At 73.0% G+C, this 14,847-nt stretch carries 17 protein-coding genes; 6 read left to right on the top strand and 11 right to left on the bottom strand.

Annotated elements, in window-relative coordinates:
- Positions 1 to 54: 54 nt before the first annotated feature.
- From AB0N07_RS24935 to AB0N07_RS24925, 3 genes are all read right to left on the bottom strand, one after another.
- Entirely contained in the window at positions 55 to 252 is a 198-nt protein-coding gene (locus AB0N07_RS24935; RefSeq protein WP_365838566.1) for a hypothetical protein, read from the bottom strand.
- Positions 253 to 353: 101 nt separating this feature from the next.
- Complete coding sequence (locus AB0N07_RS24930) at positions 354 to 3,407, bottom strand: LuxR C-terminal-related transcriptional regulator (protein ID WP_365838564.1); 3,054 nt, start codon at positions 3,405 to 3,407, stop codon at positions 354 to 356.
- 229 nt (positions 3,408 to 3,636) lie between these two features.
- The gene (locus AB0N07_RS24925; RefSeq protein WP_365838562.1) at positions 3,637 to 4,029 is read right to left on the bottom strand and encodes an STAS domain-containing protein; all 393 of its coding nucleotides are present in this window, start codon (positions 4,027 to 4,029) and stop codon (positions 3,637 to 3,639) included.
- A gap of 219 nt (positions 4,030 to 4,248) precedes the next feature.
- Between AB0N07_RS24925 and AB0N07_RS24920 the strand changes: the two genes are divergently transcribed.
- The 5 genes from AB0N07_RS24920 (at position 4,249) to AB0N07_RS24900 (ending at position 7,561) form a co-directional block, all read left to right on the top strand.
- A complete protein-coding gene (locus tag AB0N07_RS24920; protein WP_365838560.1) occupies positions 4,249 to 5,079 on the top strand; it encodes a universal stress protein in 831 nt (276 codons plus the stop codon).
- Between the two features lie 160 nt (positions 5,080 to 5,239).
- The gene (locus AB0N07_RS24915; RefSeq protein WP_365838558.1) at positions 5,240 to 5,866 is read left to right on the top strand and encodes a hypothetical protein; all 627 of its coding nucleotides are present in this window, start codon (positions 5,240 to 5,242) and stop codon (positions 5,864 to 5,866) included.
- 216 nt (positions 5,867 to 6,082) lie between these two features.
- On the top strand, positions 6,083 to 6,757 hold the full coding sequence (locus tag AB0N07_RS24910) for a pyridoxamine 5'-phosphate oxidase family protein (protein ID WP_365838556.1): 675 nt from the start codon (positions 6,083 to 6,085) through the stop codon (positions 6,755 to 6,757).
- A gap of 114 nt (positions 6,758 to 6,871) precedes the next feature.
- Positions 6,872 to 7,312, top strand: a complete 441-nt coding sequence (locus tag AB0N07_RS24905; protein ID WP_365838554.1) for a pyridoxamine 5'-phosphate oxidase family protein — start codon at positions 6,872 to 6,874, stop codon at positions 7,310 to 7,312.
- Between the two features lie 24 nt (positions 7,313 to 7,336).
- Positions 7,337 to 7,561: a hypothetical protein gene (locus AB0N07_RS24900; RefSeq protein ID WP_365838552.1), complete on the top strand. Its 225-nt coding sequence runs from the start codon at positions 7,337 to 7,339 to the stop codon at positions 7,559 to 7,561.
- Between the two features lie 99 nt (positions 7,562 to 7,660).
- Here the strand turns inward: AB0N07_RS24900 and AB0N07_RS24895 are convergent, their stop codons facing one another.
- The 7 genes from AB0N07_RS24895 to AB0N07_RS24865 form a co-directional block, all read right to left on the bottom strand.
- Positions 7,661 to 7,873, bottom strand: coding sequence for a ferredoxin (locus tag AB0N07_RS24895; protein WP_365838550.1), 213 nt, complete (start codon positions 7,871 to 7,873; stop codon positions 7,661 to 7,663).
- Positions 7,870 to 9,195 carry an NADH-ubiquinone oxidoreductase-F iron-sulfur binding region domain-containing protein gene (locus AB0N07_RS24890; protein ID WP_365838548.1) on the bottom strand — a complete coding sequence of 442 codons (1,326 nt, stop codon included), beginning with the start codon at positions 9,193 to 9,195 and terminating at the stop codon, positions 7,870 to 7,872. Before AB0N07_RS24890 ends, AB0N07_RS24895 begins: the two co-directional genes overlap by 4 nt.
- A complete protein-coding gene (locus tag AB0N07_RS24885; RefSeq protein WP_365838546.1) occupies positions 9,192 to 9,878 on the bottom strand; it encodes a ferric reductase-like transmembrane domain-containing protein in 687 nt (228 codons plus the stop codon). The genes AB0N07_RS24890 and AB0N07_RS24885 overlap by 4 nt, the downstream gene beginning before the upstream one ends.
- Positions 9,875 to 10,720: an FAD:protein FMN transferase gene (locus AB0N07_RS24880; RefSeq protein ID WP_365838544.1), complete on the bottom strand. Its 846-nt coding sequence runs from the start codon at positions 10,718 to 10,720 to the stop codon at positions 9,875 to 9,877. Before AB0N07_RS24880 ends, AB0N07_RS24885 begins: the two co-directional genes overlap by 4 nt.
- Positions 10,717 to 11,082 carry a hypothetical protein gene (locus tag AB0N07_RS24875; RefSeq protein ID WP_365838542.1) on the bottom strand — a complete coding sequence of 122 codons (366 nt, stop codon included), beginning with the start codon at positions 11,080 to 11,082 and terminating at the stop codon, positions 10,717 to 10,719. Before AB0N07_RS24875 ends, AB0N07_RS24880 begins: the two co-directional genes overlap by 4 nt.
- Positions 11,083 to 11,189: 107 nt before the next feature.
- Complete coding sequence (locus tag AB0N07_RS24870) at positions 11,190 to 12,602, bottom strand: HAMP domain-containing sensor histidine kinase (RefSeq protein WP_365838540.1); 1,413 nt, start codon at positions 12,600 to 12,602, stop codon at positions 11,190 to 11,192.
- On the bottom strand, positions 12,599 to 13,303 hold the full coding sequence (locus tag AB0N07_RS24865; protein WP_365838538.1) for a response regulator transcription factor: 705 nt from the start codon (positions 13,301 to 13,303) through the stop codon (positions 12,599 to 12,601). The genes AB0N07_RS24870 and AB0N07_RS24865 overlap by 4 nt, the downstream gene beginning before the upstream one ends.
- Positions 13,304 to 13,523: 220 nt before the next feature.
- Between AB0N07_RS24865 and AB0N07_RS24860 the strand changes: the two genes are divergently transcribed.
- Complete coding sequence (locus AB0N07_RS24860; protein WP_365838536.1) at positions 13,524 to 14,009, top strand: OsmC family protein; 486 nt, start codon at positions 13,524 to 13,526, stop codon at positions 14,007 to 14,009.
- A 200-nt stretch (positions 14,010 to 14,209) separates the two neighbouring features.
- On the opposite strand, the gene AB0N07_RS24855 is transcribed toward AB0N07_RS24860, so the two are convergent.
- On the bottom strand, positions 14,210 to 14,767 hold the full coding sequence (locus AB0N07_RS24855) for a CGNR zinc finger domain-containing protein (protein ID WP_365838534.1): 558 nt from the start codon (positions 14,765 to 14,767) through the stop codon (positions 14,210 to 14,212).
- Positions 14,768 to 14,847: the final 80 nt, after the last annotated feature.

Here is a 14,847-nt window from a genome sequence, read left to right as displayed (position 1 = left end):
GTCGGCCCCGCTCCAAGCGGGGCCGACCCTGTCGTGCGTACGGGGTCCTGCTTCTCACGCCGGGAGCCGGCGCATCTCCACCACGCGCAGACCCAGCGACTGGAACCGCGCCAACAGGCCGTACAGATGGGCCTCGTCGGTGACCTCGCCGAACAACACGGTCTGGCGGGACGCGACGAAGCTGTCCAACTCGGGGAACGCCGCAGTCAGCGTGTCCGACATCTGCCCGTCGACGCGGATCTCATAGTGCATGAGCAGGCTTCTCTCACCGGCGTCCGATCCTTGGTGTCTCTGTGTCTCCATGCTGCGGCGGCAGAAGGCGGGGGGCATCACCCCGGGCAGGTGAACAGGCCTCACAGCAGACCCAGCTCCTGGGCCCGGCGGACCGCCTCGCCGCGCCGGCTCACAGCCAGCTTGCGGTGGATGTTCTTCAGGTGCGTCTTGACCGTGTTGACCGACAGATGAAGATCGTCAGCGATCTCGTCGGTGGACATCAGCTGCGCCACCCGCCCGAGCACGTCCCGCTCCCGTTCGCTGAGGGGCTCATGAGAAGTGATCACGGCTCCCTGCTTCGGACGCGGGGCAGGGGGGCGCCCCTCCGGCACGCCGGCAAGCCAGTCGTGCCCCTGCGTGAGCGCGGGCCGGCGATTCAGCAGCCGCCCGAGCCACGGCCCGGCTTCCAGGAAAGGCCGCCGCAGTTGATGCGGCCGGGAGACCGCCAGGGCCCGTACGACCAGGCCTTCCGCGGTGGCGGCATCCCCGAGCGCGTCGACGGCCTGTGCCCTGGCCAGTAGGGCCCGGGCTGTGATGGCCGGTCCGCGGCGGGGGTCGTCGGAGAGGGTGTCGAGGATGTCCAGCGCCCGCTCGGCCGCACCGGCAGCCAGGTACGCCCGGGCCTCGGCCACCAAGCCCTCCGGGGTGTGCGGCGGCTCGTCCTCGAAGACCTGCACCGCGGCCCGGGCGTCCTTCTCTGCCAGCCGTACGGCGGCTCGGGCCATCGCGATCCGATCGTTCACCCATGGAGAAGGGTCCGCAGAGGTCAGCGGCTTCTCCGCCATCGCGTCGAGGTCTTGGAGCGCTCCCCGGGGGTCCCCCTTCGCAAGCCGCATCCGGGAGCGCAGCAGTGCCAGTTCGACGGCCACGATGGGATCGCGGGACGCGGCGGTCGAGGCGACGGCCTGCTGGAGGTGGTCGTGCGCCGCCACGAGCTCGCCCCGGTCGATGGCGACGGCGGCGAGCACGAGCTGGGCCACCCCTGTTCGCGCGGACGCCGGCAGACCGGAGTGGTCGGCCTCGGAGATCGCCGCCCTGGCGTGCGACTCGGCGTGGCCGGGCCAGCCGTGCAGATAGTCGATCAGTGCCAGTCGGCCGAGGGACTCATGCCGGGGGAAGGCCGTCGACGGCGCCTTGGCGGCCTGGACGGCGGCGGACAGCGTCGAACGAGCGGCATCGAAGCGGCCGGCCCACAGCTGGGCCGATCCGAGGTCGGTGAGCATGAGGGCCGTCAGCTCCGGGCGCTGCTCCAGCCGGTCGGCGGGCAGCGCACGCGCGGCTTGCGCCGCCGTCTCGGCCGCCGTCTCGGCCAGGTCCGCGGAGCCTGCCACCCGAGCGGCGAGCACTCGCAACACGGCACAGCTGAATTGTGCGGCCGCTGCCTCGCGCGGGTCGTCGGGCAGCTTCTCCTGCGCGTCATGCAGGTAGGCGACACCACGCTCCACGTCGTGGCGGGTCAGCTCGCGCGCCGCCCGCACCAGATCGGTCGCGGGCCCGGAGGCGTCCGTGGTCATGGGGGCGAAGAGACCGTCCAGGCGCTCGGCGTCCAGGCCGGTGAGCATCCGGCCGATCGCCAGATCGTCGATGAGCTCGGCGGCGGCAAGATCCCAGTCGCCCGCGTCCGCCGCATGCGGCAGGGCCTCGCTCAGCAGGCCCGCCCCGCTCAGCCACTTGGCAGCCACCCGGTGCAGCTCCGGCTCGAGGCCGGGGTGGCGCACGCGCAGATGGGCCCGCAGGATCTCGGCGAACAGCGGGTGCAGCCGATACCAGGAGTGCCCGATGGGCTCGACGAACGCGTTGGCGCGCTGCAGCTCCGCCAGAATGGGTTCCGCATCGTTCCGCCCGGTGAGGGCATTGGCCAGATCCGGATGGGTTTCCTCGACGATGCTGGTGCGCAGCAGCAGGTCCTGGGTCTCCGCCGGGTGCGTGCGGAGCACTTCGGCCAGCAGGAAGTCCGCGAGGGTGCTCTGACCGGCCTCGAAGTCCGTGAGGAAGCCTTCCGGGTCCTCGGCGTGCTCGGCCGCCAGGGCGGACAGCCGAAGTCCGGCCGCCCAGCCGCCCGTGCGCTCGGTCAGCGCACGCGCCGTCTCCGCCGACAGCGGCAGCCCGTGGCGATCGACCAGGGCCGCCGTCTCCTCGGAACGGAACGCCAGGTCGGCGCTGCGGATGTCGACGAGTTCACCGGCGGCCCGATAGCGGTGCAGGGGCAGCAACGGCTCCGCACGGCAGATGATCACCAGACGCAGGCCCTCGCCCGCGTGCCGGAGCACGAACTGCAGCTCGTCGGCGACCTCGGCGGACCCGGACGCCCCGTCGAAGTCGTCCAGGACGAGGATCACCGGCACGTCCCGCCCGTCCAGCCAGGCCGCGAGGCGGGTCAGCAGCGAATGGTCCACCTTTCCGGGGCGGGCCGGGCTGCCGATCCGGTCGGGCAGGGCGATCCCATGGTGCCGGAATGCCTGCAGCACATAGGTCCAGAAGACACCGGGACCGCTGTCCTCGGGCTCCACCGTCAGCCAGGCCGCGGGCCCCGGCAGGCCCCCTCCCGTGACCCAGTCGGCGACCAGCAGGGTCTTGCCCGCGCCGGCAGGCCCGTCGACCAGGGTCAGCGGCCCCTCGACTCCGGCATCCAGCTGCGCTGTGAGCCGGGGCCTGTGCACGAACGTCTTCGGGACCACCGGCACGCTGAACCGTGCGGCAAGCACCGGGTCACCGTTGGGGGTCAGCGCCTCCACGGGCGGATCCGGGCGACCGCCTTCACCGGTGTGTGATGTGGGACCCATCACATGCCTCAGGGTAACGGAGCGGCAAAACACCCGCTCTCCGATCGTCGTCCCGGGTGGCAGCACCTGCAAGCGAGGACTCCGCCATACCAGGCGCGACCGCTGCCGGGCACCGGCGCCATGCGCCGGCTCCACGTCGGCGACCAGGGCGGCGAGCCTGCCCAGCAGACGCCACTCGTCGCCGCCCACGGCATCCAGCGCCAGGGCCGTCGCCCCCACCTGGCCGCTCCCGCCCAGCAGAGGCAAGTACATCCGCACACCGTGGCCCTTCGGCGCCTCGACCACCTCCCCGCGCAGGAAGGCCCGGCCGGCGGGGGAGCCGGCCATCGGCTCGGGCCGGCCGACGTTCACGACCGCCGATCCTGGCCACCTCCTGGCCATGGGCGGCATGCCGGCCCATCGGGAGCGGTGGTTCTTGGGTGCGGATTGAGTCGTTCGGCCTACGGTCCGGGCGGGCCGGCATGCCCGAGGGTCCTCATCGACTGCCTGGGCATCGGCGGGCGGCGAAGCGGTCCCGGTCGTCTCCGGCCTCGGCGAGCACCCGGGCGCCGGCCGGGGAAGCAGATGCAGGCGGCAGCGGTCAGCCCGGCACCGCGGAGACGGTGCTCTGTTCGCGAGCATCGCACCGGTCCGTGTGCAGGTCGGGGAGGATCTCGAAGACGTCCGCCAGCAGGGCGAGCCGCAGGACGCGCAGGTGGCGGCCGTTGTCGGTCACCAGTCGGAGCCTGCCCTGCCGGGCCAGCACCCGGTTCCTTGCGCGGCACAGCAGGCGCAGGCCGCTGCAGTCGATGAAGGTCACGGGGCGCAGGTCGAGCACCAGATGGGGGCGCGGGCCTGCGGTCAGGGTGTCGAGGCGCGCCAAAAGCGGCGTCGCCGTGAGCATGTCGATCTCGCCGCGCATCTCCACCACCGTCGTGCCCCCGATGACGCGTTCCGTGTGGCAGGGCGCCGGCCCGGTGCGGATTTCGGCCATAGTCAGAGCAAAGCGGGATGTCACGTACGGCGGTAGGGCCGGTCGGCCCTTTGCGCACGTCCGGCGGGGGCCGGGCGGCTCCATGCCCTCACGGACGGTGGATCGAGCGTCGCTCTCCGGCAGGGGCGGGACTGACGGCCCATTTCCTGCGTGACGGTCCGCCGGAGCATGAGAGCCATACAGGAGCACAGAACGTGGAGCACAGAAGGGAACAGCGACATGACTGCCCAGTACGCCGTCGTCGGAGTCGACGGCACACTGACCGCCGTACGGGCGCTGGACTGGGCGGCGCAGGAGGCAGTACGCCGCCACGCCGCCCTGCGCATCATCCATGCAGTCCGCGACCAGGATGAGGCCGGACCGATCCTCGCGTCGGCCGCCGCACGCATCCGGGCACACCATCCCGGCCTGCAGGTCGAGACCGTGTCACCTGTGAGCGGCCCGGTGGAGGCCCTGATGCGGGAGAGCGACGGCGTGGCCCTCACCGTCGTGGGCAACCGCGGGCTGGGCGGATTCACCGGACTGCTCTTCGGCTCGGTGAGCCTGCGCCTGGCCGCGCACATCCGGAGTCCGCTGCTGGTCGTACGCGGTGACCACCGGTGCGACGACGGCCGGGAGGTGCTGCTGGGCCTGGCGAGCGACGCCGACGCGGACGCCGCGGCCTACGCCTTCCAGGAGGCGGAGCGGCGCGGCACCCGGCTGCGCGTCCTGCACTCCTGGTCCCACCGGCACGTCACCCCCGAAGTGCCGTCGCCGGTGCCCGCAACAAGCCCCGGACAGCGGGAACTCGGCCGACGCGGCGCCGCTGAGGAGGCAGTGCCCCGCTTCGCCCTCTCCGTGCTGCGGGAGCAACACCCCGAGGTCGGCGTCGAGGCGCACACCGTCACCGCCGGGCCGGCACACGCGCTGCTGGAAGCCACCCGCGAAGCAGGTGTCGTCGTCATCGGCGTCCACCGTCACACAGAGCGGCCCGGCCCGCACCTGGGCCCCGTCGTGCACACCCTGCTGCACCGTTCGCACTGCCCGGTGGTTCTCGTACCCACCGGCTGACCCGGACCGCAGCGGGCGGCCGAACAGGCCTTCACAGCAGGGACGTTCGGCCCGGCACACGGGCCGCGCAGCCCCTGCGGCGCCGACTGCCGGAGCGGGACATTCAAAGCGCAACGAGAGTCGTCAACCCGCGCATCACTCCTGGAGAGGGATGAGCACCATGGCAGTCCACGACCAACCGCACCGGCACGTGCGGTTCCATCTCCCGTCCGTGCACAGGCCGGCGACGGCTCAGCGGCCCGTCGACGAGACCGGCGCCGTCGCGCTCACGGCGACCAGCGCACACGTCCTCGCCGGGCTTCGCCTGCTGACCGGGTTCGTCTTCCTGTGGGCCTTCCTCGACAAGACCTTCGGTTTCGGCTACGCCACCCCGTCCGGCAAGGGCTGGATCGACGGCGGCTCGCCGACCAAGGGATTCCTCAGTTCCGTCGCCGCCGGACCGATGAGGTCCACCTTCCACGACTGGGCCGGCGCCGGCTGGGCGGACTGGCTGTTCATGCTCGGCCTGCTCGGCATCGGCCTCGCCCTGATCGCGGGCATCGGCCTGCGGCTCGCGGCCGTGGCCGGCACGGCGATGATGGCACTGATGTGGATCGCGGAATGGCCGCCCGCCAAGCACCTGTCCGACGGGTCGCTGAGCATGTCGACGAACCCGTTCGCCGACTACCACGTCATCTACGCCGTCGTCGTCATCGCCCTGGCGGCGGCCGGCGCCGGTGCCACCTGGGGCCTGGGGAAGGTCTGGGCGCGACTGCCCTTCGTCAGCCGGAACCGCTGGCTGATGTGACCACAGCGTCCCCGACGGGGGCACCGCCGCAACGATGCGGCGGTGCCCCCGTCCGACGATGAGCGCCGACACCGGCGCGCTCGGAAGCGGTCCCGTCCGGCCTGGCAGTCAGGGCCGACCGGCCCAAGTCCGCCCCACCGGATCCGGACATGCTGGATCTACGGGTCAATCCGGGCGTCTGGTGTGGTCCGGTGGGGCGAAAGGGAGCGAGGGGCCATGGCTGACAAAGCACCGTCTCGGACGGTCGAGGAACATGCACTGGGCGATCTCGGACGTCGTCTCGCCGCACGGCGCGCGGAGGTCGGACTGAGCCGCAGGGAGACAGCCACCCGTGCCGGGATGGCGCCGGGCTACCTCCAGTACCTCGAGGAGCACCCCGGTGCTGCACCGGGTCCAGGCGTCCTGCTCCGGCTGTCCCAGGTCCTTGGGACCACCGTGCGGGACCTCACCGGCGGCGACACCGAACTGCCGAGCGGCCTGGGGCAGGCCTCCCGCAGCCCGGACTTCACGTCGCTCAGCGTCCCGGAGTGCCGGGCTCTGCTCTCCACCCACGGCGTGGGGCGGATCGCGGTCCCCACTGCGTCGGGGCCCGTCGTCGTGCCCGTGAACTACAGCGTCGTCGAGGGTGCGATCGTCTTCCGCACCGAACCCGGCAGCACACCGTCGCAGGCATCCGGTTGCCAGGTCGCCTTCGAGGTCGACCGCATCGACGACGCGTTCAGCAGCGGCTGGAGCGTGCTGGTCCGGGGCCATGCCCGGACCGTGACGGACCCCGAGGAGGTGTACCGACTCGCCGAGGGCGCCCGCAGCGAGCCGTGGGCCGGCGGGCACCGCGACCAGTGGGTGCGCATCGATCCCCTCGCCATCACCGGGCGACGCATCACGGTGTGATGCGGGACGTTCTGCGGCGGGCCAGGGCCGATGGACCCTCACCCACCGCCGCGACCCGACGGACGATGGACCGGACGCTCCAGCGTCGCATCCAGGTGAGAGACGGGCTGGCTCATGTATCCCAACGACGGTTTCCGTGAACTCGAACGGCAGGAGTGCCTGCGTCTCCTGGCGAAGGTGCCCGTCGGCCGCATCGTCCACACCCGGCAGGCCCTGCCCGCGGTGCTGCCCGTCAACTTCTCCCTCGACAGTGACGGCGCGGTGCTGCTGTGCACCTCGGCGGCCTCCGAACTGGCCCGCGCCGTCGACGGCACGGTGGTCGCCTTCGAGGCCGACGAGGTCGACGCGGTGGCGCACTCCGGCTGGAGCGTCGTCGTCACCGGGGCGGCCACCGTGGTGCGCGATCCCGACGAGCACGAGCGCCTGGCCCGGACCGGTCCCCACTCCTGGGCGCCCTCGCCCGAGGAGGTCTTCCTCCGCATCGCGCCCGAACTGATCACCGGCCGCGAACTCGTGGGCGGACGCAGCTTGTACGGGGTGCATCTGCAGTCCTGAGCACCGCCGGCCCCGATGCAGGAGATGCACGAACCCGACAGGCCCGTCGGCCCCATCTCGCTCACCTGGACGAGGACCCCATGGCTGCAGCCATCGAGGAAGCGCGACGACGCACTGCCGAAAAAAGTCACCGTCACCCGCCGGGCGTGGCTGATGACGGCGCTCGCCGCCACGGGCTTCGCCGCCAACGTCTGGGCATGGGCGCTGCTCAGCCCGCTCGGCCCCGGCTCAAGGACAGCCTGGCCCTGACCTCCTTCCGGCGGTGGGCCGGAGAGGCGGTACGCGCCCGGGTCGGTACGGCCATGGCGGAGCCGCTGCCGTGATCCGACCAGCGGTGGTCGCGGTCTGTCACGGCTCGGCGCCCTCGACGCGGAGGGCCAGTCGGGGGCAGGCGCCGACGGCCCGGCGGGCATGGGTGCGCAGGCGGTCGGGGACAGCCCGGTCCTTGATCACGGGGTAGCCCCATTCGTCGAGGTCGATCAGCTCGGGCAGCAGTTCCGCGCACAGGCCCTGGCCCGAACAGGCGATGCGGTCGATGCGCAGGCTCCGGGTGCGGCTCATCGCCATCCCTCCGGGGGTGTGGGAGGCGGCACAGGGACCCGGGGCGGCCGACGGGCTGCTTCGCAGGCGCCGTGGGTGAGGTGCCGCTCGACCTCTTCGGCGAAGGTGTGCAGCGCGGAGGCCGCGAGGCGGGCGGCACCGTCCGGGTGGCGGCAGGCGCCCCGGTCAGGCAGCAGAGCGGTCCGGCGGTGCAGACGGGACAACAGATCAGCATCGGCCCGTCCCGCCGCCAGGGCGGCGAAGTCCTCGGCCACGGCGGGCAGGCCGAAATGACAGGGACCGCACTGGTGGGCGCCGTGAGCGGCCAGATAGGCGAGCATCCGTGCCGTCTCGTTCAGCCCGCAGGCCGAATGGGCCAGCGCGACGAGCACGCCCGCACCGGGCGCTGCACCCAGCGGGGCCAGATCGCGCCGGGCGAGGGACGTGTGCAGATGCTCCGCCGGGAGCCAGGTGCCGGCGAAACCCCCCAGCAGGACCGCCTGCACGGGTTCCGTCGGGCCTCCGGCTCGGTTGAGGAGCCTGGCGAGGGGGGTGCCGAGCGCGACCTCGAGGACACTCGGGGCGGCGACGGCGCCGGAGACGGTGACGAGCGTGGTGCCGGGCTCGTCCGGGGCGCCGGCCTGCCGGAACCAGCGGGGGCCGTGTCGGGCGATGAGGGCCAGGTGAGCGAGTGTCTCGGCGTTGTGCACGAGCGTGGGGCGACGCGCGACGCCGCGCTCGTGGGTGCGCGGGCTGCCCTGAGGACGGGCCGGACCCCCGTTGAGCCAGCTCACCAGTGAGGTCGACTCGCTGGAGACGTAGGCGTGCGGAAGGGCGTGCAGGCGCACCCGCACCCGGTCGAGGCGGGCGCGCCGGCGCTCGGCCAGAGCCGCCCCGAGTTGCCCGCACTGGGCCGTGCGGTCGCGGGGCAGGCACAGGTGGACGGTGTCGGCGCCGACCGCGGCTGCGGCCAGGACGGCACCGTCAAGGACAAGGTGGGGTGCGACGGCGAGCAGGAACTGGTCCTTGCGGCTGGCGGGTTCGCTCTCCATGGCGTTGACGACGACCACCGCCCGGCCACGGTGCTCCGCGACGGCACGCAGTTTCCGGGCGGTGGGAAACCCGGCGCCGCCGCGCCCGGTGAGTCCCGCCGCCTCGACGGCCTCCACCAGGGACATCGGCGTACGGCTCCCGGGAGGCGGGCCGTAGCGTCCCAGATGATCGGTGAGTGTCGCCGGTTGCCCGGTGGAGTACCACTCGGCGAGCAGACGGGCCTCGGCGGGATCGACCGGCCCGGCCCAGGGGTGGTGGGGCGCGAAGGACGCAGCGGCCGAGGAGTTCATCGTCCACCTCCGAGCAGGATCGTCGTCGCGGCGGCACGCTGGGCCCACCCGGGCTGCAGCGGTCCCGTGGCGAGGAACCCCGCCAGCACCACCGGTATGGCGGTCGCAGTCACGGCGGCCACCAGACGCCCGGCGACCCGTCCAGGGCCCGCCTTCGCGAGGCGCCACCACACGGCACCGACCACCGAGGCCAGACACCCGGCGTACAGCCACAACTGGAGGGGAAGGCGGGTGTCGGTGCCGGTGCCCACCCCGTGGAAGAGAGCAAACGGCCATGCCGCATACGCCAGCCAGTGCACCGCCTTCCAGCGCCGCACCGCCAGCCGCAGCCGCAGCGCGCTGGTCACCAGCACCGCCAGCAGCAGATCGAAGGCAGCCGTACCCAGCCCGAGCCAGAGCGGACGGTAGGACGCCCCGAACGGCACCACGGAGACCGCCCATCCCAGGTGCACGAACGGATCGAGTACCGCGGTCACCACGTGCACGGCGAGGAAGACCAGGGTGAGCAGGGACAGGTCGCGGTGCAGCAGGCCGATCTCGAACCGGCCGATCCGGCGCGGTGCGGAGCGCCCGCCGGAGGCGATCCCGAGCACCAGGGTGGCGGTGAGCAGGATCAGGGAGAGGGTGCCGCTCGCACGGCTGGCGTACCACAGGGGACTGCCGGTCAGAGCCAGGATCGTCATCGCGCGCCTCCCTGGGCGGGAACGTGTGAATCGGGCGGCCGGCCCCCAAGGCGTACGACATCGCCGTCGAGGCCGATCAGCCGCACGGGCAGGGCGGTGTCGCGCAGCCAGTCCAGGGCCCGGTCGCCCAGCACGATCGCGGCGGTACCGGCGGTGTTGGCGTCCACGCAGGTGGCGGCCGCGACGGTGACGGTGCGCCAGACAGGTGTGGCGGGCTCACCGGTGGCCGGGGCGACGATGTGGTGCAGGGTGCGCCCGTCGCGCCGCCAGGTGCGCACCCGGATGCCGGAGGTCGCCAGTGCTCCGCCCGTCACGGCAACAGTGGGGCCCGGCTCCGTGGCGGGTCGTGCGTGGTCGTCGGCGAGTGCGATCCGCCAGCCGTCCTCCGGCGCCGGCCCGGCCGTCGTCAGATCGCCGCCGAGGCTGACGAGGACCCCGCTGCCGGTGGCGGCAGCAGTTCGGCGGGCGGTGCGGTCCGCGGCCAGGGGACGGGCGTCGTCGGGGAGCACGGAGGCGAAGGTGCAGTCGTAGCCGAGCGCGATCACTGCTCTGCCCACGGTCGGGTCCACGGCGCCGTCGGTGGTCCGGGCGGCACGCAGGGCGACCTGGAGCGCTTCGGCGAAGTATGCGCTGACGGTCATGGAGGTGCCCGCGCCCAGGTTCACCCGGGTGAGTTCGGAGTCGGGCCGGAAGCGGCCGCACCTGAGGTCGACGTTGGTCAGCTCGGCGCGCAGGACGGCCGTCGCAATGGGCCGGGCGCTCGGGTCGGTCACGAGCAGGGCGGCCGTGGTGCCCAGAGCAGGGAGGACGGTCCGGGCCGGTGTCGGGGCGCGGGTGGTCATGACGCCCCCGTCGTGGTGTGTGGCTGTCCCTGGGAGGCGGCCGGCGGCTGGGCGGGGGGCTGCGGTGCCGACTGTGTGACCGGGGCTGCGCCCTCGTCGTCCTCGCCGTGCTGGTCGTCCCCTCCTGCCGTGGCGGCGGTGGAAGCGGCGGAGTGCTGCACGGGCGGGCCCGGCAGCGCGGGAGAGGCCGAGGTGCCCGGCAGCAGATGGGTGTAGAGGGTGCCCAGGGCCGCAGCACCGGCCACGGCGGTGACGGCGATCCACCGGGTGATGCGGCGGCTGCGCCGCAGGCCGTGATCGCGCGCGTGCGGCGAACCGGCCGGGGAAGGGGGCCCTTGGAAGTCGTAGGGCGAGGGTGCCATGGCAGCGCTCCTGTTGAATCGGCGGCCCGCATCGGATGCCTGCGTCTCCAGGCTGTGCCGACGGCACTCGGGAACTGGTTCGCGTCTTCTTCAGAACCCGTAAAGATCTACCGGTACCGGTCCGCCGTCCGGTCCACCGGTAAGGATCTCGACGCGATCCCCCGTTCGTGCCCGCGCTCCGGCCACAGCGGCAGATCCAGTACGACGGTCAGCCCGCCGCCCGGGGTGTCCTCCAGGCGGGCGGTACCGCCGTTGGAGGTGACCAGCCGGTGGACGATGGCCAGTCCCAGGCCGCTGCCCCTGGCCTCCGGGTTCCCGAACCGGTGGAATGCGACCGCCTTCGCCTCGGCCGTCATCCCCGGCCCGTCGTCCCGCACGAGCAGCCGGGCCCGTTCGCCTGCCGCCCGGTGGTCGAGGGTGACGCTCCCGCCGGCGGGCACGGCCTCCACCGCGTTGGCGAACAGATTGTCGAGGATCTGCTCCAGATGGCCCGCGCCCAGTGCGACGGTCACCGCGGGTCCCGCGGACACGGCGCTGAGCCCCACCCCGCGCTCCTCCGCCACGGGCGACCAGGCGGCCACCCGCTCGGCCACCACCTCGTCGACGCGCACCGCGGTCGGGCGGGGTGTCGCCTGTTCGGCGCGGGCGACCGCCAGCAGTCCGTCGACCAGCCGGGACAGCCGGGCGATCTCCTCCTGGGCGGCGGCCAGTTCCGTCGCGGTGTCTTCTTCGGCACCTGCTGCGAGGACGTCGAGCCGCAGCCGCAGCGCGGCCAGCGGAGTGCGCAGTTGGTGGGACACATCGGCGACCACGGCCCGGTGGCCGTGCACCAGGGCTTCCGTGCGAGCCGCCATGGTGTTGAAAGTGGCGGCCAGCCGGCGCACTTCCGGAGGTCCGCCACCGATGTCGGTCCGTTCGTCGAGGGCTCCCTCGCCCAGCCGCCGGGCGCTGGCGTCCAGCGTCGAGAGAGGACGGCCGACCCAGCGGGCGAGGCGGACGGACAACAGCACGGACGCGGCCAGTCCCGCGGCGCCGATCGCGGCGGACCAGCCCCAGATCGCGGCGATACGGGCGTCGAGCGGGGCCGCGGAGCGGGCCAGTACCACGGCTCCTGCCGGGCGGCGCACCTCACCGGCCGGTTCGGCTGCCAGCAGCCGGCCCTCGTTCTCCGGCGGTTCCGGCTCGTGCCCGGCCAGTACCTTCCCCACCAGTTCCGCCGCCTCCTCGCCCTGCGCCGCCGTACAGGGCGTACCGGCCACCAGCTGCGCGGAGGCGTCGTACACCGCGGCGCAGTCCCCGGCGCGGGCCGCGGTGTCCAGTTCCTTGCGCATGGCGGTCGCCGGCTTGTGGTCCGAGAGATGTTCCTCCGCGGCCGCGGCGATCACGCGGGTGGCCGCCCGCTGGTTGTCGCGGTAGGAGACGCGCTCACGCGCCGTCATCGACACCGCCAGCGGTACGACCGCCAGCACCAGCAGCACCGAGGTCAGAGCCAGCAGCGTCCAGGCGATCCGGCGGGTCACGGCTGCTCCTGGGACTCCTGGCCCACTCCGAGCCGGAAGCCGTGCCCGTAGACCGTCTCGATCAGCCCCGGAACGCCGAGTTTGCGGCGCAGCGCCGCGACATGGACATCGAGCACTTTCGTGGGCCCGTACCAATGGGCGTCCCACGCCCGCTCCAGGATCTGCCGCCGGCTCACCACCCGGCCCGGATCGGCGGCCAGGCACTCCAGAATGGAGAACTCCTTCGGCGTCAGAGCGACCGCGCGGCCGTCGACGGAGACCTGCCGGGTGCGCAGGTCGAGCGCCAGCGGCCCGTGCCGCAGGATCTCCGGCTGCGCCGGGCGCCGACGGCGCAGCACCGCCCGTATCCGCGCCAGCAGCTCGGCCAGCCCGAACGGCTTGACCAGATAGTCGTCCGCTCCTTCGTCCAGGGCGACCACCCGGTCGGCCTCCTCACCCCGGGCGGTCACGGCGATGATCGCCGCAGTCGACCGGGCCCTCAGCCGCCGGCACACCTCGACCCCGTCGATGTCCGGCAGCCCCAGATCGAGCAGCACCACATCGGGGGAGGGCGCGGTCAGCGCGGCCCGCCCGGTCCGCACGTCCTCGACCGCATAGCCGGCCTGCCGCAGGCCACGCACCAGCGACTCCGCGATGCCACGGTCGTCTTCCACGACCAGCACCCGGGTCTGGTCGGTTGCGCCCGTGGCCTGGGCGTTCATGGCCGCCGCCCGTCTCCCCGACGAGGGGATCGACTACGTCGCCTCGCCTCCCAGCCTGCGTCCTTGCCCGGCCTCGAGGGCAGGGCCGTTCGTCCCGCCTTTGAACACCCGGCCGGTTGTACGGCTGAGGCGGCCCGGACGAGGGCCGAACGGCCCCCGCCGCACCCCCTCGGCCCCTCGATCAACTGCGCCCGCCGAGGTCGACTGGAAGGTGACAGCCGTGTGCACCAGCGAGAAGGGCCAGGCCATGACCGGCAGCGCACCGCAGACCCTGAGCACGAACCAGCTCCACAACGAGAAGCCGGACGTGCACCGTTTCGAGGTCACGCACACCGACCGCGACGTCTACACCCTGGACATCCGCGGGCACCGGCTTCAGGCCGACCAACCGCCGGAGGCGGGCGGCACGGACACCGCTCCCACCCCCACCGAACTCTTCGCGGCCTCCTTGGCCACCTGCGTCGCGTTCCATGCGGGCCGTTATCTGCACCGGCACGGCCTGCCCCGCACCGGACTGCGCGTCCGCACGGAGTTCACCATGGCCACCGACCGCCCGGCCCGCGTGGCCTCCCTGCACGTCGTGGTCGTACCGCCGCCCGAGCTCTCCGTGCAGCGCAGGGCCGCGCTGCTGGCCGTGGCCTCGCACTGCACGGTGTACAACACCCTCCACGAGCCACCCGAGATCGACATCGAGCTGGAGCCATGAGCACGCCGGCGGACCGACCGTGCCCGCCTCGTCCCCCGACTTGCCTGCCATCGCCGTACTGGGTTCGTGGCCATGCTGATCGGCGGTCCGCTGCCGGCAACCGCGTTCGCGCCGGGGGTGTGGCGTGGTGGTGGGGGCCGCCGTCCCCGTCTCCGGTTGCCAGGAGCTCCCCGGGGACCCGAGGGCGTGGGACGTTCGGGTCAGCCGGCCTTGTTGCGCTGATAGTGGCGGGCGACGCGCACCCGGTTGCCGCAGCGGGTGGCCGAGCACCAGCGGCGCCGCGGATGCGCGGCCAGGAACAGCATCACACAGTCGTCCGCCTCGCATTCCCGGATCCTGGTGACCGCGGGATCTGACAGCAGTTCGGCGGCGGCCTCCGCGAGGCAGGCGGCAAGCCGCAGGCCCGGTGAGCCGTCGCGTCGGCGGGTGGCGGTCACCGCCGACCCGTTCCATGCCAGCTCGTTGATCGCCGGCGCGGCACGCTGTGCCCGGTTGAGCGCGTCCAGGTCGGCCGCCAGGGGCTCGTCGCCTCGGCGGAGGTGGCTGAGGGCGCCGGCGGTGTGCTCCCGTACAACCCGCACGGCGGCCAGATCCGCAGCGGTGACCGCCTGTGGCACCTCGTCCGGCAGGCGGTCGGCCTGAAGGGCCCACCAGGCCCGCAGGTCGTCCGTGGTCGTGAGCAGGTCGCCTGCGGTCGGACGGGTGTTGACCAGGTCCAGGGCCAGCGGTTCTCCGGTCAGCGGCACGAGATCGCTCATGCCGCTAATGATACATCGGCGGATTGACACGTTAGTCTGGTCCCGATATACCTAATGCATACATCTACCTATGAGGGATT

The sequence above is a fragment of the Streptomyces sp. NPDC051172 genome (genome assembly GCF_040682555.1).
Taxonomy (GTDB): domain Bacteria; phylum Actinomycetota; class Actinomycetes; order Streptomycetales; family Streptomycetaceae; genus Streptomyces.
This window is presented reverse-complemented; position numbering and strand designations above follow the sequence as displayed.

Excerpts from the sequence above, each read along its gene's own strand:
- AB0N07_RS24935 (WP_365838566.1), bottom strand. The coding sequence starts at position 252 with ATGCACTATGAGATCCGCGTCGACGGGCAGATGTCGGACACGCTGACT.
- AB0N07_RS24925 (WP_365838562.1), bottom strand. The coding sequence starts at position 4,029 with ATGGCCGAAATCCGCACCGGGCCGGCGCCCTGCCACACGGAACGCGTC.
- AB0N07_RS24920 (WP_365838560.1), top strand. The coding sequence starts at position 4,249 with ATGACTGCCCAGTACGCCGTCGTCGGAGTCGACGGCACACTGACCGCC.
- AB0N07_RS24915 (WP_365838558.1), top strand. The coding sequence starts at position 5,240 with ATGGCAGTCCACGACCAACCGCACCGGCACGTGCGGTTCCATCTCCCG.
- AB0N07_RS24910 (WP_365838556.1), top strand. The coding sequence starts at position 6,083 with ATGGCTGACAAAGCACCGTCTCGGACGGTCGAGGAACATGCACTGGGC.
- AB0N07_RS24905 (WP_365838554.1), top strand. The coding sequence starts at position 6,872 with ATGTATCCCAACGACGGTTTCCGTGAACTCGAACGGCAGGAGTGCCTG.
- AB0N07_RS24900 (WP_365838552.1), top strand. The coding sequence starts at position 7,337 with ATGCACGAACCCGACAGGCCCGTCGGCCCCATCTCGCTCACCTGGACG.
- AB0N07_RS24895 (WP_365838550.1), bottom strand. The coding sequence starts at position 7,873 with ATGAGCCGCACCCGGAGCCTGCGCATCGACCGCATCGCCTGTTCGGGC.
- AB0N07_RS24890 (WP_365838548.1), bottom strand. The coding sequence starts at position 9,195 with ATGAACTCCTCGGCCGCTGCGTCCTTCGCGCCCCACCACCCCTGGGCC.
- AB0N07_RS24885 (WP_365838546.1), bottom strand. The coding sequence starts at position 9,878 with ATGACGATCCTGGCTCTGACCGGCAGTCCCCTGTGGTACGCCAGCCGT.
- AB0N07_RS24880 (WP_365838544.1), bottom strand. The coding sequence starts at position 10,720 with ATGACCACCCGCGCCCCGACACCGGCCCGGACCGTCCTCCCTGCTCTG.
- AB0N07_RS24875 (WP_365838542.1), bottom strand. The coding sequence starts at position 11,082 with ATGGCACCCTCGCCCTACGACTTCCAAGGGCCCCCTTCCCCGGCCGGT.
- AB0N07_RS24865 (WP_365838538.1), bottom strand. The coding sequence starts at position 13,303 with ATGAACGCCCAGGCCACGGGCGCAACCGACCAGACCCGGGTGCTGGTC.
- AB0N07_RS24855 (WP_365838534.1), bottom strand. The coding sequence starts at position 14,767 with ATGAGCGATCTCGTGCCGCTGACCGGAGAACCGCTGGCCCTGGACCTG.